Origin of the sequence: Actinoallomurus purpureus (genome assembly GCF_024055795.1) — a bacterium.
Classification (GTDB): domain Bacteria; phylum Actinomycetota; class Actinomycetes; order Streptosporangiales; family Streptosporangiaceae; genus Actinoallomurus; species Actinoallomurus purpureus.
The window spans coordinates 250,242-272,134 of the sequence record NZ_JAMXMY010000012.1; the positions used below are offsets into that span (position 1 = coordinate 250,242).

General features: G+C 72.4%; 21 protein-coding genes and 1 rRNA gene. 5 read left to right on the top strand and 17 right to left on the bottom strand.

The features are described from left to right. Nucleotides 1-155 precede the first annotated feature (155 nt). Nucleotides 156-974 (bottom strand): MBL fold metallo-hydrolase, encoded by an 819-nt coding sequence (locus NE236_RS23485; protein ID WP_252844240.1) that lies wholly within the window; start codon nucleotides 972-974, stop codon nucleotides 156-158. Between the two features lie 233 nt (nucleotides 975-1,207). Between NE236_RS23485 and NE236_RS23490 the strand changes: the two genes are divergently transcribed. Both NE236_RS23490 and NE236_RS23495 read left to right on the top strand, forming a co-directional pair. Further along, entirely contained in the window at nucleotides 1,208-1,861 is a 654-nt protein-coding gene (locus NE236_RS23490) for an MBL fold metallo-hydrolase (protein ID WP_252844241.1), read from the top strand. Nucleotides 1,862-2,070: 209 nt separating this feature from the next. After that, nucleotides 2,071-2,526, top strand: coding sequence for a MarR family winged helix-turn-helix transcriptional regulator (locus NE236_RS23495; RefSeq protein ID WP_252844242.1), 456 nt, complete (start codon nucleotides 2,071-2,073; stop codon nucleotides 2,524-2,526). 65 nt (nucleotides 2,527-2,591) lie between these two features. On the opposite strand, the gene NE236_RS23500 is transcribed toward NE236_RS23495, so the two are convergent. The 11 genes from NE236_RS23500 to NE236_RS23550 form a co-directional block, all read right to left on the bottom strand. Next, nucleotides 2,592-3,086: a hypothetical protein gene (locus NE236_RS23500; RefSeq protein ID WP_252844243.1), complete on the bottom strand. Its 495-nt coding sequence runs from the start codon at nucleotides 3,084-3,086 to the stop codon at nucleotides 2,592-2,594. Nucleotides 3,087-3,181: 95 nt separating this feature from the next. After that, nucleotides 3,182-4,375, bottom strand: a complete 1,194-nt coding sequence (locus NE236_RS23505; protein ID WP_308209146.1) for a TerC family protein — start codon at nucleotides 4,373-4,375, stop codon at nucleotides 3,182-3,184. Nucleotides 4,376-4,564: 189 nt separating this feature from the next. Further along, entirely contained in the window at nucleotides 4,565-5,698 is a 1,134-nt protein-coding gene (locus tag NE236_RS23510) for a glycosyltransferase family 4 protein (protein ID WP_252844244.1), read from the bottom strand. Next, entirely contained in the window at nucleotides 5,698-7,347 is a 1,650-nt protein-coding gene (murJ, locus tag NE236_RS23515) for a murein biosynthesis integral membrane protein MurJ (protein ID WP_252844245.1), read from the bottom strand. Before murJ ends, NE236_RS23510 begins: the two co-directional genes overlap by 1 nt. Continuing rightward, nucleotides 7,344-8,240: a hypothetical protein gene (locus tag NE236_RS23520; protein ID WP_252844246.1), complete on the bottom strand. Its 897-nt coding sequence runs from the start codon at nucleotides 8,238-8,240 to the stop codon at nucleotides 7,344-7,346. Before NE236_RS23520 ends, murJ begins: the two co-directional genes overlap by 4 nt. 6 nt (nucleotides 8,241-8,246) lie before the next feature. Further along, entirely contained in the window at nucleotides 8,247-9,227 is a 981-nt protein-coding gene (locus tag NE236_RS23525; RefSeq protein WP_252844247.1) for a copper transporter, read from the bottom strand. Continuing rightward, nucleotides 9,224-10,456, bottom strand: coding sequence for a putative cytokinetic ring protein SteA (gene steA / locus NE236_RS23530; RefSeq protein ID WP_252844248.1), 1,233 nt, complete (start codon nucleotides 10,454-10,456; stop codon nucleotides 9,224-9,226). The genes NE236_RS23525 and steA overlap by 4 nt, the downstream gene beginning before the upstream one ends. Before the next feature lie 105 nt (nucleotides 10,457-10,561). Continuing rightward, complete coding sequence (gene recN, locus NE236_RS23535) at nucleotides 10,562-12,259, bottom strand: DNA repair protein RecN (RefSeq protein ID WP_252844280.1); 1,698 nt, start codon at nucleotides 12,257-12,259, stop codon at nucleotides 10,562-10,564. A 510-nt stretch (nucleotides 12,260-12,769) separates the two neighbouring features. Continuing rightward, nucleotides 12,770-13,669 (bottom strand): NAD kinase, encoded by a 900-nt coding sequence (locus NE236_RS23540; RefSeq protein ID WP_252844249.1) that lies wholly within the window; start codon nucleotides 13,667-13,669, stop codon nucleotides 12,770-12,772. Continuing rightward, on the bottom strand, nucleotides 13,666-14,481 hold the full coding sequence (locus NE236_RS23545) for a TlyA family RNA methyltransferase (RefSeq protein ID WP_252844250.1): 816 nt from the start codon (nucleotides 14,479-14,481) through the stop codon (nucleotides 13,666-13,668). The genes NE236_RS23540 and NE236_RS23545 overlap by 4 nt, the downstream gene beginning before the upstream one ends. A gap of 34 nt (nucleotides 14,482-14,515) precedes the next feature. Then, complete coding sequence (locus tag NE236_RS23550; protein WP_252844251.1) at nucleotides 14,516-14,683, bottom strand: hypothetical protein; 168 nt, start codon at nucleotides 14,681-14,683, stop codon at nucleotides 14,516-14,518. 104 nt (nucleotides 14,684-14,787) lie between these two features. Between NE236_RS23550 and NE236_RS23555 the strand changes: the two genes are divergently transcribed. Continuing rightward, complete coding sequence (locus NE236_RS23555; protein WP_252844252.1) at nucleotides 14,788-15,129, top strand: SCP2 sterol-binding domain-containing protein; 342 nt, start codon at nucleotides 14,788-14,790, stop codon at nucleotides 15,127-15,129. Between the two features lie 187 nt (nucleotides 15,130-15,316). Here the strand turns inward: NE236_RS23555 and NE236_RS23560 are convergent, their stop codons facing one another. Both NE236_RS23560 and NE236_RS23565 read right to left on the bottom strand, forming a co-directional pair. Next, a complete protein-coding gene (locus tag NE236_RS23560; RefSeq protein WP_252844253.1) occupies nucleotides 15,317-16,297 on the bottom strand; it encodes an HAD-IIA family hydrolase in 981 nt (326 codons plus the stop codon). A 1-nt stretch (nucleotide 16,298) separates the two neighbouring features. Next, nucleotides 16,299-16,652 (bottom strand): tetratricopeptide repeat protein, encoded by a 354-nt coding sequence (locus tag NE236_RS23565; RefSeq protein ID WP_252844254.1) that lies wholly within the window; start codon nucleotides 16,650-16,652, stop codon nucleotides 16,299-16,301. Nucleotides 16,653-16,761: 109 nt separating this feature from the next. Between NE236_RS23565 and NE236_RS23570 the strand changes: the two genes are divergently transcribed. Further along, nucleotides 16,762-18,015, top strand: coding sequence for a DUF1015 family protein (locus NE236_RS23570; RefSeq protein ID WP_252844255.1), 1,254 nt, complete (start codon nucleotides 16,762-16,764; stop codon nucleotides 18,013-18,015). Between the two features lie 64 nt (nucleotides 18,016-18,079). Here the strand turns inward: NE236_RS23570 and NE236_RS23575 are convergent, their stop codons facing one another. Then, nucleotides 18,080-18,577 (bottom strand): single-stranded DNA-binding protein, encoded by a 498-nt coding sequence (locus NE236_RS23575; RefSeq protein ID WP_252844256.1) that lies wholly within the window; start codon nucleotides 18,575-18,577, stop codon nucleotides 18,080-18,082. 118 nt (nucleotides 18,578-18,695) lie between these two features. Here NE236_RS23575 and NE236_RS23580 point away from each other — a divergent pair, with 118 nt between their 5' ends. Further along, entirely contained in the window at nucleotides 18,696-19,622 is a 927-nt protein-coding gene (locus tag NE236_RS23580) for an MBL fold metallo-hydrolase (protein ID WP_252844257.1), read from the top strand. A 156-nt stretch (nucleotides 19,623-19,778) separates the two neighbouring features. Here the strand turns inward: NE236_RS23580 and NE236_RS23585 are convergent, their stop codons facing one another. Beyond that, nucleotides 19,779-20,435, bottom strand: coding sequence for a hypothetical protein (locus NE236_RS23585; protein ID WP_252844258.1), 657 nt, complete (start codon nucleotides 20,433-20,435; stop codon nucleotides 19,779-19,781). 1,337 nt (nucleotides 20,436-21,772) lie between these two features. After that, nucleotides 21,773-21,889 (bottom strand): 5S ribosomal RNA (rrf, locus tag NE236_RS23590). Between the last annotated feature and the right edge of the window lie 4 nt (nucleotides 21,890-21,893).

The window sequence follows — 21,893 nt, forward strand, 5'->3', positions numbered from 1 at the left end:
TGGTTGAGACAGGTCAGCTTCAGGCTAACGAGGAGACGGGCCGGTTTCTTCCGGAAACCCCTCACGGCGGGCCCCTCGTCGCATCGAAACCGTACACGTGTTCGAAGAGAGATCGCCACCGAAACGCGCGAGGCCGGTGAGGTCGATGAGGAGCCCTACTCCGGCCCGTCGTCGAGGGCGTGGTCGAGGTAGCGCTCGGCCGACCGGCGTACGGCGGCGACACCGTCTGCGGCGACGATCCGCCTCCACCAGCCGCCGTACACCCGCTCGAAGGAGAACGGTTCGATGCGGCGCAGTGCGCGGCGGATGATCCGGGAGCGCTCGGGGATGAGATTGGGGTAGCTGTACATAAAACTCACGTACCGGCGGTCGGGGACGACGGTGAAGATGTCGCCGGTCAGCAGCGCCCCCCGGCCGTCCTCGCCGTCGCGCCAGTGCAGCACCTGGCCGCCCGCGAAGTGCACGCCCGCGTTGACCAGGGTGAGCCCGTCGCCGATCTCGCGGGTCTCGCCCTCCCAGAAGACGATCGCGTCGTCGGGCCGGGCCACCCACTCCCGGTCGGCGGCGTGGACGTAGACGGGCGCGTCGAACGCGTGCGCCCACTCGATCATGGAGCCGTAGAAGTGGGGATGGCTGATCGCGATCGCGTCGACGCCGCCGAGCACGGCGACCCGGGCGAGAAGGTCGTCGTCCAGATAGGTGATCATGTCCCAGAGGACGTTCCCCGACGGCGTCCGTACGAGCAGCGCCCGCTGCCCGATGGCGGTCGGCGGCTCGGTCCCGATCCCGACGACCCCCGGCCCCTCTTCGGCGACCTTGCCGCGGTGCCCGGCGGCCCGCAGCTCGGCGAGCGTCGTCCACCGCTGGCCGTCCCACCCGACGTACTGGCGTTCGTCCTCGCAGATCGGGCAGTCCGGCCGGGGCGCGGTGTACTGCACCCCGCAGGTGCGGCAGATCGGCAGATCGTCTCCCATGGCCGGACCCTATGTCCGGGCACGCCCCTGCCCGAGGACCGCCACGGCACCTCCTCCGCCCCCGAGCGCCGCGACGACGCGTCCTCCGTACAGCCGAGGACCGTCGCCTCTCCGCACCCTGACCACGGACCACTGCCACGGCACCTCCGCCGGGCCGGGCGGCGAGCGCCACGGGAGTGAAAGGATGGACGCGTCCAGCGGGACGTCCGGTGATGACCGATTGAGGAGAGTGCGTGTCCTACACAGGCAACGTCGAGGTCGGTGGCCCGCCCGACGTCCGTGAACTGCCCGGTCTGACGATCAGTAAGCTGACGGTCGGGCCGTACGACAACAACGCCTACCTCCTGCGTTGCACCGCCACGGGCGAGCAGGTCCTGATCGACGCCGCCAGTGAGCCGGACCGCCTGCTCGAACTTCTCGGCGACGCCCCTCTCTCCCGGGTCGTCACGACGCATCGTCACCAGGACCACTGGGGGGCGCTCGGCGCCGTCGTCGACGCGACCCACCCGTCGGTCGTGGCCCACCCCGACGACGCCGAGGCCCTGCCGCTGCCGGTCACCGAGCCGGTGCGCCACGGCGGCACCGTCCGCGTCGGACAGAACACCCTGTCCGTGATCCACCTGCGCGGTCACACGCCCGGGTCCATCGCGCTGCTGTACGACGACGGCGACACGCCGCACCTGTTCACGGGCGACAGCCTGTTCCCCGGCGGGCCGGGCAACACCTGGGGCGACGCGACCCTGTTCAGCCGGCTCATGGACGACCTCGAAGAGCGCGTCTTCGGCACGCTCCCGGACGAGACGTGGGTCTATCCGGGCCATGGCAAGGACACCACCGTCGGCCGCGAACGCCCCCATATTCAGGAATGGCGCGCCCGGGGCTGGTGATCCCGGCCACAGTGCGCCACGATCGTCGTCCATCGGACGTTCATCGGGTGCACCGCGCGATCCTCCGGGCGCGGTCGGCGTGACCGGCGGTCGCGTCGGCGGTTTCCTCGCCGTACGCGCATGCCGGCCACCGCGATGAGGGGAAGATGAGAGCAGGCGCGCGTGACGAGCGTGTCGGAGAAGCGAGCCGGGTAAGGGGCATGACGGGCGTGACCAGGCAGGTGGCCGAGACCGAGGGTCTGACGGACGTGGAGCTCGCGGCGCGGCTGCGCATGATGCTGGGCCGGCTGAACCGGCGCGTCCGCCAGCACGGGCCGCAGACGCTGACCTCGAGCCAGGCGTCGACGCTCGCGAGCGTCGAGGCGCTCGGCCCGGTTCGGCTCGGCGACCTGGCCGCTCACGAGGGCGTCAGCGCGCCGACGCAAAGCCGGCTGGTGGCCTCCCTGGAGGCTCAGGCCCTGATCCGCCGCACCCCCGACGTGGACGACCGGCGGGCCACTCTTCTGGAGATCACGTCGGAGGGCCGCCACCAGCTCGAACAGCTCCGCACCGAGCGGTCGGCGTTCCTGGTCGAGCAGCTGGGCGCCCTGTCGTCCGCGCAGCGCGCGGCGCTGGTCTCGGCCCTCGACGCGCTCGAGGCCCTGGCCGCCAGCCCCGGTGACTGACGCAAGGGGCTGTTTCATAAGCCCGCTGTCCGGCTGCGCTACGAACGGGGCTTACGAAACAGCCCCTAGCTCTTTCGGTAGGTCTTCTGGGTGCCGGCGAAGAACAGTTCCTTCCCGCCGCTCACCAGCTTGACCTGCCAGTAGGAGGCGCCCTGCCCGCTCCGGTCGGACAGGTCGAACGTCGTGGCGTCACGCGGGGTGGCCTTGCCGCTCCACAGTTTCTGGCCGAACGCCACCCACTGGCCGGTCCCGTCGGGCTGGAACTGGAAGTAGTTCTTCTCCGCGTCCTGGGCCCATTTACCGGCGAGCGCCCGGAGCCAGCTCTTGGCGTCGGCGGGACGCACCCGTGGTGTCGAGGGCGCGCTGGTGGGCGGCAGATCGATGCTTCCGGGCATCGTGGACTCGGCGATCGGCGAGGCGGGCCGGGACGGCGTCGCGGCCGGTTCGCGGCCGGCGTGCCGGTCGGCGAGGGCGGTGACCGCCAGGACGCCGACGGCCGCGACCGCCAGCACGATCGCGATCGTCCGCGTCACCGCGGGCGCCACCGAGGGCAAGCGCATGCGAACCTTCCCAGACGTCATCCGCTGTGATCACGGTACAGGGGGCAGGGGCGTCCCCGCCGGGAAAGCCGGCCGGGGCGGACGGCATTCGGTGGTCAGCGCCGGGCCCTCGCCTCGACGTCGGTCGGGTCGGTGGGCGTCTCGTCGTCCTCCGGGCCGGCGCCGTCCTCCGGCCGGTCGGTGCCGGCGCCGACAGGGTCGGCCTTCCCGCCGGTGCGATCCGCGGTCCCGCCCGTGGGGGGCGCGGATCCGGCATCGTCGGGGGCCGCCGGGTCCGGAACGGCGGGACCCGGCCCGGTACGTACGGCGGCCTCCCCCGGCTCCTCTCCGGACTCCGGGCCGGACGTCCCGCGGCGCCCGGCCCTGATGAGGCTGGCGACCGTCGTCACGAACATCGTCACCCCGATGACGGCGAGGGAGACGGTGGTCGATATCTCCGGCACGTGTTCGAACCAGGTCGTGTGCATGGCCTCCATGACGAGCTTGACGCCGATGAAGGCCAGGATGACCGCGAGGCCCTTGGTGAGGTATACGAGGCGGTCCAGCAGCCCTCGCAGGAGGAAGTACAACTGGCGCAGACCCATCAGCGCGAAGGCGTTGGCGGTGAAGACGAGGTACGACTCCTTGGTGAGCCCGAAGATGGCGGGGATGGAGTCCAGGGCGAACAAAAGGTCGGTCGATCCGATCGCCACCATCACGATCAGCATCGGCGTGATGAGGCGCTTGCCGTCGATGCGGACGGTCAGCCGGTGCTCGTGGTAGTCGTCCGTCGTCGGGACGACCCGGCAGATCCAGCGGACCAGGAGATTCTCTTTGTACTCGTCCTCGTCGGGCTCACCGCGCACGAGGCCGGCGGCCGTCCAGATGAGGAAGGCCCCGAAGATGTAGAACAGCCACTCGAACCGGGCCAGGGCGGCGGCGCCGACCGCGATGAAGATCCCCCGCATCACCAGGGCGATCATGATGCCGATCAGGAGCACCTTGTGCTGGTTGGCGCGGGGCACGGCGAACCGCGCCATGATCACGTAGAAGATGAAGAGGTTGTCGACACTGAGGCTGTACTCGGTCAGATAACCGGCGAAGAACTGCGCGGAGTAGTCGGCCCCGGCGACGAACAACAGGCCGACGCCGAAGACGACCGCCAGGAAAACGTAGAACGTCACCCACGCGCTCGCCTGCCGGAGGGAGAACTCGCGCGGCTTGCCACGGTCGACCACCCACAGGTCGAACAGGATGAACGCGAGGAGACCCAGCAGGGTGAGGCCCCAGGCCCAAAGGGTGACGTTCACGGGAATACTTCCTCCGGTGGCGGGCAACGGCCCCGGAGGTCTCTTCCGCCCTCACTCATCGGTGCGGGCCGACAGCACCGGGCCTCATGTGGCTCCTGGGACCGTGGTGACGACACTGCCGCGAAGGAATACTCCCCTCCTGTGGACCGACTATATACAAAGGCTTACCTTCCTCGTACCTAGACGTCGTCAGAGGGTCGCCCGGGTGACGCGCGTGTAGACCGCGAGCAACTGGTCCGTCGCGTCGTCGTCGGCCGGCAGTCGAGACGCCCGCTCGACGGCGGCGGACGCGAGCCGATCGGCGAGCGCGGGATCGTCCAGCACGCGCCGCACCGCGCCTTCGAGCTCGTCGGCGTCCCCCGACGGCACGAGAAGCGCCGCCTCGCCCACCATGCCGGGCACTCCGCCGACCCTGGTGGCGACCAGGGGCCGCCCGGCGCGCAGCACCTCCTGGACGATCAGCGGCTGGCCCTCCCAAACGCTGGGTACGACGGCGACGTCGGCCGCGGCGAGGAGGTCGGCGACGTCCGTACGCCGGCCGAGCAGCCGGACCGGAAGGTGTTCCGCCGCGATCCGGTCGCGGAGCTCCGCTTCCAGCGGCCCGTCCCCGGCGATGACCACCAGTGGCCGCGGGTCCAGCCGGGCCCAGCCCGCAGCGGCGTCGAGCAGGGTCGGCAGTCCCTTCTGCTCGGCCAGCCGCGCCACCGTGAGGATCAGGGGGCGATCCCCGGCGGCCAGCTCGGCACGGATCCGCTTCGACGCGGCCGGGTCGTCGGACGGCGGGAGGGGCGGCGCCGGCACCAGCGCCAGGCCTACCGAACGCGCGCCGAGCGAGCGCATCCGCTCCTCCAGATCCGGGGAGACGGCCAGGACCTCCGCCGCGCCGCGCGCGACCACGCGTTCGAGCGTGGCGTACGCCGCGCCGGTCAGGCCCCCTGCGATGGAGGCGTTGTGCAGGGTGACGACGAGCGGCGGGCCTGCCGTGCCGAGGCGCAGCGGTCCTGGCACGGTACGGACGCGGGCCAGAGCCGCCAGCCCTCCGGCCCGCAGACCGTGCGCGTGGACGACGTCGGCGTCCTGGGTGAGGCGCCGGATCCGGGCCACCGCCCGCACGTCGCCCACAGGGTGCGGGCGATCGGCGATCTCCACCGGCGCGAACCCCGCGCCGGACTCGGTGAACCCGAACAACGCGTCGGACGAGGCGGGGCCCAGGACGACCACCTTCGCGCCGCGCGCCCGCAGGCCGTCGGCCAGCGACCGGACGTGCCGGCCCACCCCGCCGGCGCTCGTCGCCAGCACCAGCGCGACCCTCGGTCCGTCCATCACAGCCTCCGCCCGATCAGGCTTCGTAGATCATCCCGGTCGCCCACGTACGCGATGGCCGCGAACGCCGCGGCGGCGGCCAGAGCGGCCAGCACGCCCACCCCGACGCTGGCGGCCAGGCCGGTCGCGCCGAACGCCGCGGCCACACCGGCTCCCGCCGCGTATGCGGCCGCCGCGCCGCCCAGCCCCGTCGCCGCCGCCCGTCCCACCCCGCGCAGGGCGGTGCCGCCCCGGGTCCGCGCCAGCGTGAACAGCAGGAGGGCGCCGGCGACCGTCATGCCGATCGAGTTGCCCAGCCCGAGCGCGGCGACGGCGTCGCGCCGCCCCGCCGCCAGGACCAGCGCAAGCTCCGCCGCGATCACCGCGACCCACCCGGTGACCTGCGCGGCCGCCGAGGCCCGTCCCTTTCCGGCGGCGTACAGGGCGCGGCCGATGTGCGCCATCAGCCCGTAGCCGATCAGTCCGGGCGCGAACGCGACGATCGCGCGGGCAAGGTCGATGGGCGGCACCTGCCCCTTGGTGCCGAGCAGGAACACCCGGGCGACGGGAAGTGCGGTCGCCGCCAGGACGGCCGCGCCCGCGAACGACAACAGGACGATCGCCCGTGTCGTGCGCGCGGCCGTGCGGTCGAACGCCTCGTCGTCCCCGTCGCTCGCGCGGGCCGACAGGAGCGGGAAGGCACTCGTCGCCAGCGGCACGGCGAGGACGGCGTACGGCAACTGGAACAGCGCCCAGGCGTACTGGTAGACCGCCAGCGCGCCCGATCCGCCTCTGCGGTTGGCGAGCACGATCACGATGCCCCAGGCCGCCTGCTGCGCGAGGAGGGTGGCCAGCCCCGCCAGCGCCAGCCTCCGGATGCGCACGGCCACGCCGGGCGGGAAGGTCAGGGTGGGCCGCAACCGGAGCCGCAGCCGCGCGGCGGGCCCGGCCACCGTCGCGACGAGGGCCAGCACGCCCAACGTCGTACCGACCGACAGGGTCAGCTCGGCCGTCCGGGTGACGGTCGACAGGTCGTGCTGGTTCGCGGCCTGCCGGTAGGCCGCGCCCGTGGACAGGAACATCAGGTACGCGCCGATGACGACGAGGCTCGACAGTAGCGGTGCCAGCGCCGGTCCGAGGAAGCGGCGGTGTGCCTGCAGGATGCCGTACATCACCACGGCCAGCCCGTAGAACAGGATCTGCGGGGCGAACACCACGAGCATCCGGGTGCCCGCGTCGATCACCTGGGTCCGTGAGCAGCCCGGCACCTGGCTGCCGACCAGCATCGTGATCACGGGGCGGGCCGCCAAGGCGGCGACAAGGCTGAGCGGCACGAGGATCAGCACGGTCCACGTCATCAGCGCGGAGGCGATCCGGCGGGCCTCGGGCGCGCGGCCGGCGGCGGGCCCCGCGAGAACGGGGACGACGAGGCTCGCCAGCGCTCCCCCGGCCACGACCTCGAACAGGATGTTCGTCACCTGGTTGCCGGTGAAGTACGCCGTGGCCAGGCAGTCGTTGCCGACGGTGTGGGACAGGACGAGGCTGCGGGAGAAGCCGACGATCCGGGCGAAGATGGTGATCACGCCGATGAGCACGGCGGCCCGGGCGAGTCCTGTCCCCCGGCCGGCGGTCGTCTCCTCGGCCTCCTCGGTCACGTCGGGTGTGGTCACGAGGTGTCCGACGGACGCGCCTCCGGCACGACGGGACGGCGGCCCAGTTGGTCGAGCCGGTTCAGCGGCGGAGTCGCCTGGATCACCTTGGTGAAGCTGACGACCTCGCTCGCGGCGTTCAGCGCTGTCACGCCCGCGAGGACGGCCAGGCGCGACCGCCGGCTCAGACCCGTCGCGGACAGGCCGATCAGCGCGCCGAGGGAGTTCGCGCCGGCGTCGCCGAGCATCGCCCGCTCACCCAGGTCCTCCGGCAGCAGCGCGAGCGCCGCGCCCAGCGGCGCGGCGGCGACCGCCGACCCGCTGAGCAGGCCGGCGAACCGGCCGCGCGGCGCCGACGGGGACGGCGGGGCGAACACCAGGGGGGTCGCCAGCAGCCCGGCCTTGATGGCCCTGCCGGGCCGCAGGTCGAACAGGTTGAGCAGGTTGGCGGTGCCGGCGATGAGCGCACCATTGATCAGGATGTCGAGCGCGGCGCCCCGGCGGGTGGGCGCGCCGGTGCCCGCGACCACGGCGGCCGCCAGGCCGGCGGCGCCGATGCCCAGGATCTTCACCGCGCCCGTGGTGACCTCGCCGCGGGCGAGGGCCGACAGGTGCCCCTTGAACCCGCGCGAGTCGCCTGATCCGGCGAAGTCGTCGTAGCCGCCGAGCGCCCCGGTGACGCCGCCCGCGACGATCGCGGCGGCCCTCATCCGCGTCGGCACGCCCGGAGCGACGGCGATCGCCGTGACCGCGCCGACCGCGAACGCCGGTCCCTCCAGCAGCGTCACCGGCTCACCGCGGTGGTTGGTCCGCAGCCAGAGCTTCTCCCCGCGGGGCGGGCGGCGGGTCAGCGCGGTGTACGCCGCCCGTGCCGCCGCCGCGCCCAGCACGGCCCCCGCCACTGCCTTACGCATGCCGCCTCACTTCTTCCTGGTCATCGTCGGCGTCGGCGTCGGCGTCGGCACCGGGGTCGGGAGCGGCCCGTCGTCCGCCTTCGAGCCGATGCCGTAGTCACCGGCCTTGCCCTGCTTCGTGGCGGCCAGCGTGAACACGGTCGTCAACCGGCCGGCCGGCACATCCGCCGTGTCGACGGTGGAGACGTGCCCCTTGGCGTCGTCGTCGTCGCGAAGCGCCTTGATCATGCCGCCCTCGGCCGCCGAGTCGGGATCGCCCACCGCGACGACACCGCCGCCGTACGTGGAGAGGGCGACCGGCAGCGCACAGAGCGCCTTGTTCTCGGCGTCGGCGTTCTTGTCGTTGCTCGCGGCGGCGGGCGCGATCACGATGGCGAGTGTCGCACGGGTCGCGGGCTGCCCGCTGTAAGTCAGGAAACCCGCCGCCTTGAAGCCCGACAGGACCTGCCCGGCGGCCGGGTCCTCCTGGCCGTTGCGCGACGCCTGCTTGGTCACCAGCACCGAGGCCAGCTCGGCGGCCGTCCGGTCGTACGACGTCGCGTCCGCGGGGAAGGTCAGGGCGGCCGGCTTCAGCTGGTCGGTCAGCTCGTTCAGCGTGGCCTGCTGGTTCGGGTCGAGGTACTTGCTCTGGAGCGTGACGTAACCGCTGATCCGCGCGCCGGCCTTGCTCACCATGTCGGCGGTCTGCGCCCGCATCTGGTCGTCCGCACCGGGGGCCTCGACGAACACCACGCTCTGGTCCTTGAGCCGGCCGGCGACGACCTGCGGCGCGACCGCGTCGGTGACCTGGTTGCCGTAGCCGTTCACCTGGTCGGCCGCGGTCTTCTGCCTCCGGAGCACCTCGTTGCTGTTCTTCAGGCGATTCGAGTTGTCCTTCAGCTGGTCGACGAGCGGGCCGCGCAGCGCGGAGGCACCGACCACGAGGCCGAGCGCCAGCGCGAGGAAGACCGCGATGATGGAGACGAGGTGGTAACGGAAATCGATCACGTGAAGAGTCCGTTTAGCCAGTAGACGAATTGGTGCCACCAGTCGGCGACGATGGGTTCGAAGGCATCGCCGGCGGGTGAGGAGACGATCGCGGCGACCATGGCGACGAGCGTGGCGGCGATCAGCATGAGCAATGAGGAGGCCTTGATGCGGCTGCGGTAGAGCCGGCTCACGCCCTTGGCGTCGACGAGCTTGCTGCCGACCCGCAACCGCGTCAGGAACGTGCTGGACATGCCTGCCCGCCCCTTGTCGAGGAACTCCACGAGCGTCGCGTGGGTGCCGACCGCGACGATCAGGGTGGCGCCCTTGTCGTCGGCGAGCAGCATCGCGATGTCCTCGCTGGTGCCGGTGGCGGGGAAGACGACGCCCTCCCGTCCCAGATCATGGACACGGTCGAGACCGGGTGCCCGGCCGTCGCGGTAGGCGTGCACGACCAGCTCGGCCCCTGACGTGAGCGCCTCGTCCGACACGGAGTCCATGTCGCCGACGATCATGTCCGGGCGGTAGCCGGCCTCGATCAGCGCGTCGGCCCCGCCGTCCACGCCGATCAGCACCGGGCGGTACTCCCGGATGTACGGCCGCAGGGTCGCGATGTCCTCGCGGTAGTGGTAGCCACGCACGACGATGAGGACGTGGCGGCCATCGAGATCGGTCGTTATGTCGGGCACGCCGACGCCGTCGAGCAGGAGGTCCCGCTCCCGCTTGAGGAACTCCATCGTGTTGGCGGCGAACGCCTCGAGCTGGGCGGGCAGCTCCGCCCTGGCCTCGGTCATCGCCGCCTCGACCGATTCCTCGGTCTGCCGGATGCCCTTGGCCGCGACCTGCTCGCCCAGGTAAACGGCCTCGCCGTCGACGCGGACGACGTCGCCCTCGTGGAGCTTGGTGAACACGTCGGGCCCCACGTCGTCGATCAGCGGGATGCCCGCCTCGACGAGGATCTGCGGCCCGAGGTTCGGATAGCGCCCGGAGATGCTGCGCGCCACGTTGACCACCGCGGCGACCTGACAGGCGGCCAGCGCCTCCGCGCTGACCCGGTCGAGGTCGACGTGATCGATGATCGCGATGTCACCCGGGTCGAGACGCTTGGTCAGTTTCTTGGTCTTGCCGTCGAGGCGGGCGACGCCGGTGATGCCCGTCTCCCCCTCGCTCCGGTCGCGGCGCAGCCCGCGCCGCCGCAGCGGCGCCCGCAGGCGGGCGCCGCTCTTGATTCTTGGGGAGACGTCGTTCATCGCTGCCAATCCTGCCAGAGCCCGGACAGTGCCATCGGTAACGACGACCGTTATGGCGTGTTCGTTCGCTCACCCACGGTGCCGTATCCAATGGCGGACCGCGTCTCAGCGCTCGGCGGCCGCGATGGCCAGGAGCTCTTCGGCGTGCGCCCGCCCCAGCTCGGAGTCCTCCAGACCCGCCAGCATGCGGGACAGCTCGCGGACCCGTCCGTCGGCGTCCAGCGCGGTCACGCCGCTGCGGGTGACGCGCCCGTCGTTGGACTTCTCCACCACCAGATGCTGGTCGGCGAACGCCGCGACCTGCGGAAGGTGGGTGACCACGATCACCTGGGCCGACTTGGCCAGCCGGGCCAGCCTGCGGCCGACCTCCACGGCCGCCTTGCCGCCCACGCCCGCGTCGACCTCGTCGAACACGAACGTCGGCACCGGGTCGGCACCGGCGAAGACCACCTCGATCGCCAGCATGACGCGGGAGAGCTCACCGCCGGACGCTCCCTTGTGCAGCGACAGGGCGGGGGCGCCCGGGTGGGAGGCCAGCCGCAGCTCGACCTCGTCCACGCCGTACGGGCCGAACTCCTCCTGCGGCGTCACGGCCACGACCACGCGGGCGTGCGGCATGGCCAGGGCGGCCAGCTCCGCGGTGACGGCCTCGGACAGGCGCTCGGCGGCGGCCGTGCGGCGGGCGGTCAACTCGGCGGACAGCTCGGTCAGCTGCCGGGCGAGGTCGTCGTGCTCGGCGCGCAGCTCGTCGATGCTGTCGTCGTCGGAGTCCAGCTCGGCCACGCGCACGGCAGACCGCTCCGCCCACTCGAGGACCTCGGCGATCGTCGCGCCGTACTTGCGGGTCAGCCCCGCCAGGGCCGCCCGCCGCTCCTGCACGCTCGCCAGCAGGGCCGGATCGGCCTCGATCGACTCGGCGTAGCCGGCGAGCTCGGCGGCGACGTCCGAGACGAGGTAGACCGCCTCGGACAGCCGGTCGGCCTGTCCGGCGAGCGCCTCGTCGTGGGAGCGTACGGCCTCCAGTGCCTGGCGGGCCGTGCTGAGCAGCCCGATGGCGTCGACGACGCCCGTCGTGGCCGTCGGGTCGCCCTGCAGCGCCTCGTGCGCGGTGGTGGCCGCCGTACGGAGCGCGTCGGCGTGCGCCAGCCGCTCCTCCTCCGCCGCCAGGAGCTCGTCCTCCCCCGGCTTGGGATCGACCTTCTCGATCTCCTCCAGGCCGAACCGGAGCAGATCGGCCTCCTGCGCCCGCTCCCGGGACCGGGTGGTGAGCTCCTCCAGGAGCCCGGAGACCTCCCGGTGCCGCCGGTAGGCGGCGGTGTAGGCGCGCAGCGGCTTGGCCAGGACGTCGCCGGCGAAGCGGTCCAGGGCCGCCCGCTGGCGTCCGGGCTGCAGCAGCCGCTGCTGGTCGGACTGGCCGTGCACGGCGACGAGGTCGTCGGCCAGGTTGATCAGGACGGAGACCGGCGCCTGGCGGCCGCCGACGTGCGCCCGCGACCGGCCCTCGGCCGAGACCGACCTGGTCACGATCAGCGCGCCGTCGTCGAGCTCGCCGCCGGCCTCCTCGACCCGCGCGGCGACCCTGCCGTCCTCGGAGAGCAGGATGCGGCCCTCCACGGTCGCCCGGTCGGCGCCGGGCCGGACCCGCTGGGGGTCGGCACGGCCGCCGAACAGCAGACCAAGGCTCGTGACGACCATCGTCTTACCGGCACCGGTCTCGCCGGTGACCACGTTGAAGCCCGGAGACAGCTCGAGGGCGGCCTCCTCGATCACTCCGAGGTTCTGAATCCGTACTTCCTCGACCATGGGCCGTACCCGGCTCACCGGACCTCCCCGCACGGCGGCTCGGCCCTCCGCGAGCCGAGCCGTCCTGTTGAATCGCCTGCCGCACTGCTGCCCGACGGTCGCACGCGGCTTCTCGCTCGCCGCCTCGTGCTTCTGCTCGAGGGTCGCGCTCGGCTCCTCGCCTGGCGGCTCGTCACGTCGGTCACGAAGGCCCTCCTGTCCGCGGACACCCGGCGCGCCCGAGGCTACTCGGTCATGATGACCCCTCGGCCACGATGTACGGGACCGGGACCGGATCCCCCCAGGCGAACATGTGTTCGGCTCAGCGTAGAGGGCGCTCCGGCACGAAGGGAACCTCCGGGCGTGTCGCCTTCCCCGACGCGACACTCCTCGCCGGTATGAAGCCCCAGGTGACGAGGGGTTTCACGCCGCGTCGCCCGGCGCCGACGGCAAGGCCCCGGACGACGGCGAACCCGTCTCCCGCCTCACCGTCGCCGACGGCTCAGGGCGCGGCAGGCGTTCCGCGCCGCGTCACTCGTCGCGGACGCGACCGCGCCAGCCGGCGACCGGCAGGCCGAACTTGGTGACGAGCCGGTCCGTGAACGGGGTCTGGTGCAGCCGCGCCAGCCGGACCGGCCGCTCGCCGCGACGGACCTCCACCCGCGCGCCGGGAGGCAGATCGATCGGGCGGCGGCCGTCGCACCAGAGCACACCGCCGGAGGAGTTCGGGATCAGCTCGACCGCGACGACGGACCGCGGGGAGACCACCATGGGGCGGGAGAAGAGCGCGTGCGCGCTGATCGGCACGACCAGCATCGCCTCGACCTCGGGCCACACGACGGGACCGCCCGCGGAGAAGGCGTACGCCGTCGATCCGGTCGGGGTGGCGCAGACCACGCCGTCACACCCCCACCGCGACAGCGGTCGCCCGTCGATCTCGGCGACGACCTCCAGCATCCGCTGCCGGGAGGCCTTCTCGACGGCCGCCTCGTTGAGCGCCCAGCTGGCGTTGGTGACGGCGCCGTTCTGCCGGACCAGGACGTCGATCGTCATGCGCTCCTCGACGTCGTAGCGGCGCGCGGCGACCTTGTCGACCGTGGCGGCCAGATCCTCTCGCTCGGCCTCGGCGAGGAAGCCGACGTGGCCGAGGTTCACGCCGAGCAATGGGCTGCCGGACCGCCTGGCCAGGTCCGCGGCCCGCAGGATCGTGCCGTCGCCGCCCAGGACGATGACCATCTCGGCGCCCTCGGCGGCCGCCGCGGAGACCGGCATGACATCGGCGCCGGCGCATTCGAGCTCCTCGGCCTCACTGTCCAGCACCCGCACGCAGATGCCGGCCTCGCTCAGCCGGCTGATCACCAGCTGCGCGCTTCGCACCGCCGCGCTCCGACCCGTGTGGGTCACGACCAGGACGGATCTCTTCTCTGTCATGCGGGCCCTTCTGCGACGGCCTTTTCCAGCCGAGCATCGTCGAGGGGCGGGGCGCCCGCCCGTAGCCACAGAAAGTATTCGACGTTTCCGGACGGACCGGGCAGCGGGCTCGCCGTCACGCCGCGCACGCCCAGACCGAGCGTCTCGGCGTGCCGGGCGACGTCGCGCACCGCCTCGGCCCGAAGGGCGGGATCGCGTACGACACCGCCCGCGCCCACACGCTCCCTGCCCACCTCGAACTGCGGTTTGACCATCATCACGTAGTCGGCGTCGGGGGCTGCGCACCGCTGGACGGGAGCGAGCACGAGACGCAGCGAGATGAACGACAGGTCGCCCACGACCAGGTCGGGCGGCTCCCCTCCGCCGTCCGATACGACCTGTTCCGGCTCAAGGTCGCGGATGTTGACCCGTTCCAGAACCGTCACGCGGTCGTCCGTGCGCAGGGACCACGCGATCTGTCCGTATCCGACATCGACCGCGACCACGTGCGCCGCACCCGCACGCAGCAGCACGTCGGTGAAGCCGCCGGTGGACGCGCCGGCGTCGAGACAGCGGCGGCCCTCGACGCGCAGGTCGGTGAACGCCTTCAGCGCACCGGCCAGCTTGTGCCCCCCGCGTGAGACGTAGTCCGGCCCGGAGTCCACCGGCCGTACGACGATGGCGGCGGAGGTCTCGACCTGGGTGGCGGGCTTGGACGCGGTACGTCCGGCGACGGTGACGCGCCCCTCGGTGACCAGGTCCACGGCGTGCTCCCGCGACCGGGCCAGGCCCCGCCGGACGAGCTCGCTGTCCAACCGCCGACGGGCGCTCACAGGCCGACCGCCGGCGGCGCCGCGGACGGGCAGGTCATGACGCCCCCTCGTCGAGGCCCGTCAGGGCCTCCTGAAGTCGCCGGTGGACGTCCGCGAAGACCGCCGGGTGCTCGGTCAGGGGCGCCTGCTCGAGTTCGGTGAGACGGGCCAGCGCGGCATCCACCCGCTCGTCTCCCGTGGTGTCCCCCTCGGTGCCGTTCACCTGTACCCTTCCCTTCGCCGCCGGTCGCGTCCGGCTCAAGAAGAACGCTACCGTCCGTTGACGACAGCGGTGTCGAGGACCACCACGGGGGAACGGACCTGACGATGGCCACCGTCCAGGAAGCGCGCTCGGCGCTCGAGCGCATCGCCGCCCGGATCACCGAGGTGGACGCCGACGAACTCGCCAAGCACGTCGTCGAGCGGACGATCAGCTGCCGCGTGCCCGATCTCGGCATGGTGTTCCTCACCCGCATCCACGAAGGCGGCCTCGACGACTTCCAGGCCGTCGACGACGCCGACGCGGCTCAGGTTCGACTCACGGTGAACAGCGACGACCTGGTGGCGCTGGCCGCCGACGAGCTCCACGTCGCCAAGGCGTGGGCGACGGGCCGGCTCAAGATCGAGGCGAGCCTGGGCGACCTGTTGCGGCTCCGGAAGATCCTCTGAGCCACCGCCGGCGCCATGCGGGTCGCGTCATTTGCGGACGGCCCCGGCGATCTTCCGCGGGTCCGCCCGACCCCGTGACCCACGGCCCGCTCGAGGGCCCCCATCGCATCACCGCAGACGATCCAGCGCCTCCTCCACAGGCCCGCCCGGCTCCCGTGACCTCGGCCCGTGCGAGGGTCACGCCGCGTCACGGCAGGCGGTCCAAGGCCTCCTCCGCCTTCGCCGACTCGCCCGACTCCCAGGCCGCGACGCACAGCGCGCGCAGGGCGTCGATGCGGTCGCCCGAGCCGCTGACCGCGAAGCCGGGCCCGACCACCCAGCCACCGCAGCTGTAGGAGCCGTCGGCGTGCCGCACCTCGGGGTGCGACACGAGCAGGCCGGTCAGATCGGCGGCGAGGTACGTCGGCCGCTGAGCCGCAGGCGCGGCCAGCAGCGCGCGGGCGTCGGTCACCCCGGTCAGCACGAGCAGGCTGTCGGCACCGCCGTTGTTCGCGCCCTCGATATCGGTGTCGAGGCGATCTCCGACGATCAACGGCCGCTCCGCACCCGTGCGCAGGATCGTCTCGCGGTGCAACGGCAGTTCGGGTTTGCCGGTGACGATCGGGTCGACATCCGTCGCGGTACGGATGACCTGGATCAGCGCTCCGTTTCCCGGTTTCGGGGGGCCGCCGGGGCTCGGAATCGTGCGGTCGGCGTTGGACGCGACGAAGAGGGCGCCGGCGGCCACCGCCCGGCCCCCCTCGGCGATCAGCTCGTACGAGAGGCCCGGCGCGAACCCCTGGACGACGGCCGCGGGCCGCTCGGCGGCGGTCGAGACCGGACGCAGTCCTGCGGCCCGCAGCGCGTGCCGGAGACCGGTGCCGCCGACCACGAGGACCTTGGATCCGGCCGGCAGCCGCTCCGCGAGGAGCCTGGCGGCGGCCTGGGCGGACGTCACGACGTCCTCGGCCGCGGCGGGTACCCCGACCTCGGTGATGAGCGCGGCGGTCGCGCTCGGCGTCCGTGAGGCGTTGTTCGTCGCGAACGCCAGGCGCATGCCGCCCGCCCGCACCTTGGCCAGCGCGTCGGACGCGCCTGGCACGGGGTCATGGCCGATGTAGATCACACCGTCCAGATCCAGGACCGCGACGTCGTAGATCTCCGCGAGCGGCCGGTCGCTGCCTCGCATCTCATCCCTTCCGGGCTCGCGCGTGCCGCAACGCGGTCGCGTAGTGCTTGTTCTCCGGGCACATCGCGCAGGCGAGCGCCAGGTGCTCGACCGCCTCCGCGAGGTCGCCGGTGCGGGTCAAGGCCATGCCCAGGCCGAACAGCGCGTAGTCCTCCGCCGGATCGGCCTCGACGATCATACGGAAGTTGGCGGCGGCCTCGGCGTAGCGCTTCGCTCCGTACTGGGCGCGCGCCAGCGCCTCCCGTACACTCCTGGACGACGGCTCTGCGGCGGCCGCGTGCTCAAGGATCTGGATCGCGGCGGCCGGGCTGCCGCCGTTGAGCAGCTCAAGACCGCGCTGGTACCACTCGTACACGCCGCCCGCCGGGACACCTCGGGAATCCTGACCGTGATCCGCACCTTGAACCATGTGTGCCTCCGTTCGTCGACTCCACTTGTGTCCCAACAACGCCGCGGTATCTAACATGCCCGATGTGACCACTGATCCCGGACTTGCGCTGCGACCGTTCCGAGCCGTGCGGTACGACACGTCGCAGGTGAGCTCGCTCGCCTCGGTGACGTCCCCGCCGTACGACCTCATCGACGAGGAGTCGCTGGCGCGGTTCATGGCCGAAGAACCGCACAACGTGGTCCGGCTGATCCTCCCGCAGGAGGACTACCGCGAGGCCGCCCAGACGCTGCGGTCCTGGCTGGCGTCCGGCATCCTCACCGTGGACGACGAACCCGCGCTGTACGTCTACGAGGAGATCTCCGGCGCGGTCGTCCAGCGCGGCCTGATCGGGGCGGTCGGCGTGCACGAGGAGGGGTCCGGTGTGATCCTCCCGCACGAGCACGTGTACCCCGGCCCGGTCCGGGACCGGCTGGCCCTGATGTCGGCGACCGAGGCGAACCTCGAGCCGATCTTCCTGCTGTACGAGGGCGGTGCCGGCTCGGCCGCAGGCCGCCTGGTGGACGAGATCGCGTCGTCCCTCCCCCCGATGCTGGAGGCGAGCACGGGCGACGATGTACGGCACCGGCTGTGGGCGATCCGGGACCCCGCCGAACAGGCGAAGATCGCCGAAGATCTGCGCGGGCGCCAGGCGCTCATCGCCGACGGCCACCACCGCTACGCCACCTACCAGGCGCTGCGCCGACGGTACGCCGGGCCGGGGCCCTGGGACTACGGGCTGGCGCTGCTGGTCGACTCCGTCGCCTATCCGCCACGGCTGGGCGCCATCCACCGGGTGCTGCCGGGCCTGCCCCTCTCCGAGGCCGTACGGAACGCGAAGGCGGCGTTCCGCGTCGAGCCGGTCGGCCCGGACCTTCCGGCCGGGCTCGACCGGCTGGCCGCCCATACCGAGACGGCGTTCCTGCTCGGCGGCGAGGATGGGTTCTTCCTGCTCACCGAGCCGGATCCGCTCCAGGTGGAACGCTCTATGCCGGAGGAGTCCTCGGACCGGTGGCGGCGCCTGGACACCGCCGTACTGCACCGGCTGCTCATCCCCCGGCTGTGGGGCATCGAGGACAACGAGAGCACCGTGCGCATCGTGCACCACGACGCCGCCCGTGCGGTCGCCAAGGCTCGGCGGGCGGGTGGCACCGCCGTGATCCTCAACCCCCTCAAGGTCCCGGACGTGCTGGCGGTCGCCACCAACGGCGAGAAGGTGCCCCGCAAGTCCACTTCCTTCGGCCCCAAGCCCCGTACGGGCCTGGTCATGCGGACCTTCGCGACCGGTTGAGGACCTCGCCCGCCGCACGCTCACTCGCGCGCGGCGGGCTCCACCGGCGACACGTCACCGCCGATCACTTCCGGTCGCCACCTCCCCGTTCCGCATGGTGACGCCGGATCGCGACCGTGGCCTCCACCTCGTACAGCCCTCTCGGGCCCGCCGGGCCACGCCAGAAACGGTGGCGCAGGGCTCCGCGGACCTCGATGACGTCGCCGTGCCGCCAGTCACGGACGCCCGGCTGCAGCGAGGGATCGTAGGTGATGCAGCGAATGGTGTCGATGGCGTCCTGCGGCGACCGGGCGTCCTGATGCTCCACGATGAGCCGCCAGACCGCGACCTGCCCGCCTCCGGGTAACGCCTTCCACTCCGGCACTCCGGAGAGCCGCCCGATGAGGACGATCTCGTTGACATGGGCCACGGCACCGGTGGCGCCGGACATGGCGGAGGTCTCAGAGACGGCGCCGGACGTGCTCAGGCCGCGTTGGTCGTCGGGCCGGCGGCCGCCCTGCGTCTCACCGGTCTCGTCGACGACCCGTGTGCCCCGCCGCACGGTCTCCTCGATGTGGTCCACGGTCTGCTCCCCTCGTGACCGCCACTCTCGACGCCGGTGGCGTTGTCTCTACGATGGGGCGGTCGATGTGAACCGCGTAACCCCGCCCGCCGCATCTGTGGAAAACCGGAGGCGCCATATGGACTCGATCACCGATCTGGGCAACGACGTCTTCGAGATCGACACCCGCATGGCCGGGCACCCGCGGATCACCGCCGGCTATCTCATCCGCTCCGACCGGCCCTGCCTGGTGGAGACCGGCGCGGGGAACTCCGCGCCGGTCGTTCGCGACGCGCTGGCCGCCGCGGGCATCGGCCCGGCGGACCTGGCGACCGTCGTGGTCACGCACATTCACCTCGATCACGCGGGCGGGGTCGGCGACATCGCGAAGATGTTCCCCAACGCCGAGGTCGTCGTCCATGAGAAGGGCGCCCGGCATCTCGCCGACCCGAGCCGGTTGATGCGCAGCGCCCGCATGGTGTGGGGAGACGCGCTGGACACACTGTTCGGCGACCTCAAGCCCACGGACGCCGTACGCATCCGGGCGGTGGAGGACGTCGGCGAAGTGGACCTCGGCGGCGGGAGGCGTCTGGAAAGCCACTACTCGCCCGGCCACGCCAAGCATCACGTCGGCCTGCTCGACTCGCTGACCGGCGATCTGTACGTCGGCGACGCAGCCGGCGTCTACATCCCGGAGACGGCCGACCTGCGTCCCGCCACGCCGCCACCGGACTTCGACCTGGACACCGCGCTGACGTCTCTGGAGCGCTTCCGCGCGCTACGGCCGTCGCGCCTGCTCTTCAGCCACTACGGGCCGGTCGGGCTGGTGGACGAGACACTCGACCGGTCCGTGGAAGAGCTGCGGCTGTGGGTCGAGCTCGTCACCGAGGCCCACGACCAGCGCCTCGATCTGGACCACGCGGTGGCCATGGTCCGCGAGCGCACGGACGGCCGGTACCGGGCGCTCGACCCGGACGCAGATCCGGAGATCGCGGAGAAGGTCGAAATGATCAGCGCGGCGCGCAACAACGTCGCCGGCATCATGCACGCGCTGGACGCGCGCTGAGGCCTGCCAAGCCGTCCGCGGCGCCCGCCCGTCATCGATCCGGCCGTCGCTTCGTTCGGCGGGGATCCGTTCGAGACGCCGCATCCGCAGGCGGCCTGGCGGGCCCTCGCGACCGTGGCCGATCACTGGGACCTGGACGCGGAGCCGCGCCGCGCCTTACTCGCCCTCCGTGTCCCCCTGGACGTCTTCGGTCTCGTCGGTGCCCGCGTCAGACTCCGCGTCGGCGAGCTCGGTGTCGATGATCTCCAGACCCTCGAGTTCCGCGTACCGCTCGGCGGCGTCCGTCTCAGCGTCGCGGTCGGCCGCCGCCGCCCGCGCGAACCAGTCGGCGGCCTCTTCCTCACGGCCCGCGTCGACCAGCGCGTCGGCGTACGCGTAGAACAGCCGCGCCGACCACGGCCGCCACCGCTCGTCCTTCAGCTCCGGAACCTGCAGCGCCAGGGCGGCCGCGCCCGGCTGACCGAGATCGCGACGGGCGCCCGACTCGACGATGCGCATCTCGATCGCCTCGGCCTGCGGCAGGCGGCGCGCCTCCTCCGACTTCGCCAGGTCGAGGGCGCGCTCCGGACGGCCGAGCCCTCGCTCGGAGTCGGCCAGGATGGCGAGGTACGCCTCCTGACCGGACAGCCGCCGTGCGGCGCGGAGCTCCGACAGAGCGACCGACCACAGGCCGGCGTGATAGGCCGCCAGCCCGCACGCCTCGCGGACGATGCCGACCCGCGCCGCGCGGCCACGGGCCGCCAGCGCGTGCTGGTAGGCCGCCTCCGGATCGTCATCGACCAACCGGCCGGCCATCACCAGGTGACGGGCCACTTCGGTCGCGAGATCCTTCGGCAGGGTCTTGAGCTCGCCCCGCGCCGCGGAGTCGAGCTCGAAACCCGTGACATCCTCGGGTACCGGCGGACCGGGATCCCGGCGCGGTCGCGGTGCATCCGACGGCCGGTCGTCCCGGCCGGGCCGGCGCGCGCCACGCTCGGCGGGCCGACGGCCGCCCTGGGCGTCGTCACGCCGCCGGAAACCGCCTCTCTCGCCTTCGCCGCGGCCTCGGGGACCGCCCCCCTGGGCGTCACGGAAGTCGCGACGGCCTCCGTCACGACGCTGGGCGCCACCGGCGCCCTCCTCGCGAGGACGGAAACGCTCTGTGCCGCCCTCCTCGCGGGGACGGAACCGCTCCTTGCCGCCCTCACGGGGCCTGGATCCCTCCTGGCCCTTGTCACGAGGACGGAAGCCTTCACTCTCCCGGCGACGGAACCCGCCCGTTCCACCGCTGGGACGGTCGTTACGGCGGGGAGCACCCCCAGCGCCCGTACGGGGCCGCGTGGTGTCGTCGCGCGCGAAGCCCGCTCGCCCGCCGGATCGGCTTTCGTCTCGGCCCGAGGGTTTACGCGGGCTGCCAGGCCGACTGTCGCGCGCACGGAACTCACGGTCGTCGCGGCGCTCGTTACCCTCGGCGTCACGCCTGGAGAAACGCTCTCCAGGGCGCTGCGGGGAGCGCCCCTCCTGGTCACGCCGGTCCGCCGGACGCCCGCCTGGACGGGGGCCGCCGCGTTCGCTCCGCCATTTACCGGAGGAAGCGGGGCGCCCGCCTCCGGTAGGAGAACCTCCCCGTCCACGAGAGTCGTCTCGCCGCGGGGAAAAGCTCTTTCCACTCGCCCCCTCGGCGTCACTGCTGCGGAAGGGCTTCGGCCGACGAGCCTGAGAACGGCCTGTGCCGTCGTCGTCGCGGGCGCTGCCGAAGTCACGCGGTCGCTGAGAACCCCTCGGCTTCTGGGTGTCGGCCGGCTTCTGGAACCTGCCGGGCCGCCCTGTGCCGGAGCGGTTGCCCGCGGGCCCGGAGCGCTCCCCGCCAGATCCACCCGTGGAGTCATCGCGCCGCGGCCGAGTTCCCCCGCGGTTGATGGAGCCACCGGACGCCCGCTGGGAACCGCCCTGCCGGCCACGAGATCCGCCAGAGGCACCACCCGGGTGGTCCTGGCGTCCCGGCCGTGGGCGCCGATCGCGCCCGTCGCCGTCGCGTTGATCTCGTTCCGCGCTCATCACATCAAACCGTTCGCTGGGGGAGCACTGTTGACTCCATTGTGCCCTGGACATATGTGTGCCCTGGACATACAAAAAGGGCCGCCTCGAAAGGCGGCCCTTTTCACGTATGTGTCCGGCGGTGTCCTACTCTCCCACACCGTCTCCAGTGCAGTACCATCGGCGCTGAAAGGCTTAACTTCCGGGTTCGGAATGGGACCGGGTGTTTCCCTCTCGCCATAACCACCGAAACGA

Bases quoted from the DNA above. Each gene is read 5' to 3' on its own strand.
- NE236_RS23485 (WP_252844240.1), bottom strand. From the start codon at position 974: ATGGGAGACGATCTGCCGATCTGCCGCACCTGCGGGGTGCAGTACACC.
- NE236_RS23500 (WP_252844243.1), bottom strand. From the start codon at position 3,086: ATGCGCTTGCCCTCGGTGGCGCCCGCGGTGACGCGGACGATCGCGATC.
- NE236_RS23510 (WP_252844244.1), bottom strand. From the start codon at position 5,698: ATGGACGGACCGAGGGTCGCGCTGGTGCTGGCGACGAGCGCCGGCGGG.
- NE236_RS23520 (WP_252844246.1), bottom strand. From the start codon at position 8,240: ATGCGTAAGGCAGTGGCGGGGGCCGTGCTGGGCGCGGCGGCGGCACGG.
- steA (WP_252844248.1), bottom strand. From the start codon at position 10,456: ATGAACGACGTCTCCCCAAGAATCAAGAGCGGCGCCCGCCTGCGGGCG.
- recN (WP_252844280.1), bottom strand. From the start codon at position 12,259: ATGGTCGAGGAAGTACGGATTCAGAACCTCGGAGTGATCGAGGAGGCC.
- NE236_RS23540 (WP_252844249.1), bottom strand. From the start codon at position 13,669: ATGACAGAGAAGAGATCCGTCCTGGTCGTGACCCACACGGGTCGGAGC.
- NE236_RS23555 (WP_252844252.1), top strand. From the start codon at position 14,788: ATGGCCACCGTCCAGGAAGCGCGCTCGGCGCTCGAGCGCATCGCCGCC.
- NE236_RS23560 (WP_252844253.1), bottom strand. From the start codon at position 16,297: ATGCGAGGCAGCGACCGGCCGCTCGCGGAGATCTACGACGTCGCGGTC.
- NE236_RS23570 (WP_252844255.1), top strand. From the start codon at position 16,762: ATGCCCGATGTGACCACTGATCCCGGACTTGCGCTGCGACCGTTCCGA.
- NE236_RS23580 (WP_252844257.1), top strand. From the start codon at position 18,696: ATGGACTCGATCACCGATCTGGGCAACGACGTCTTCGAGATCGACACC.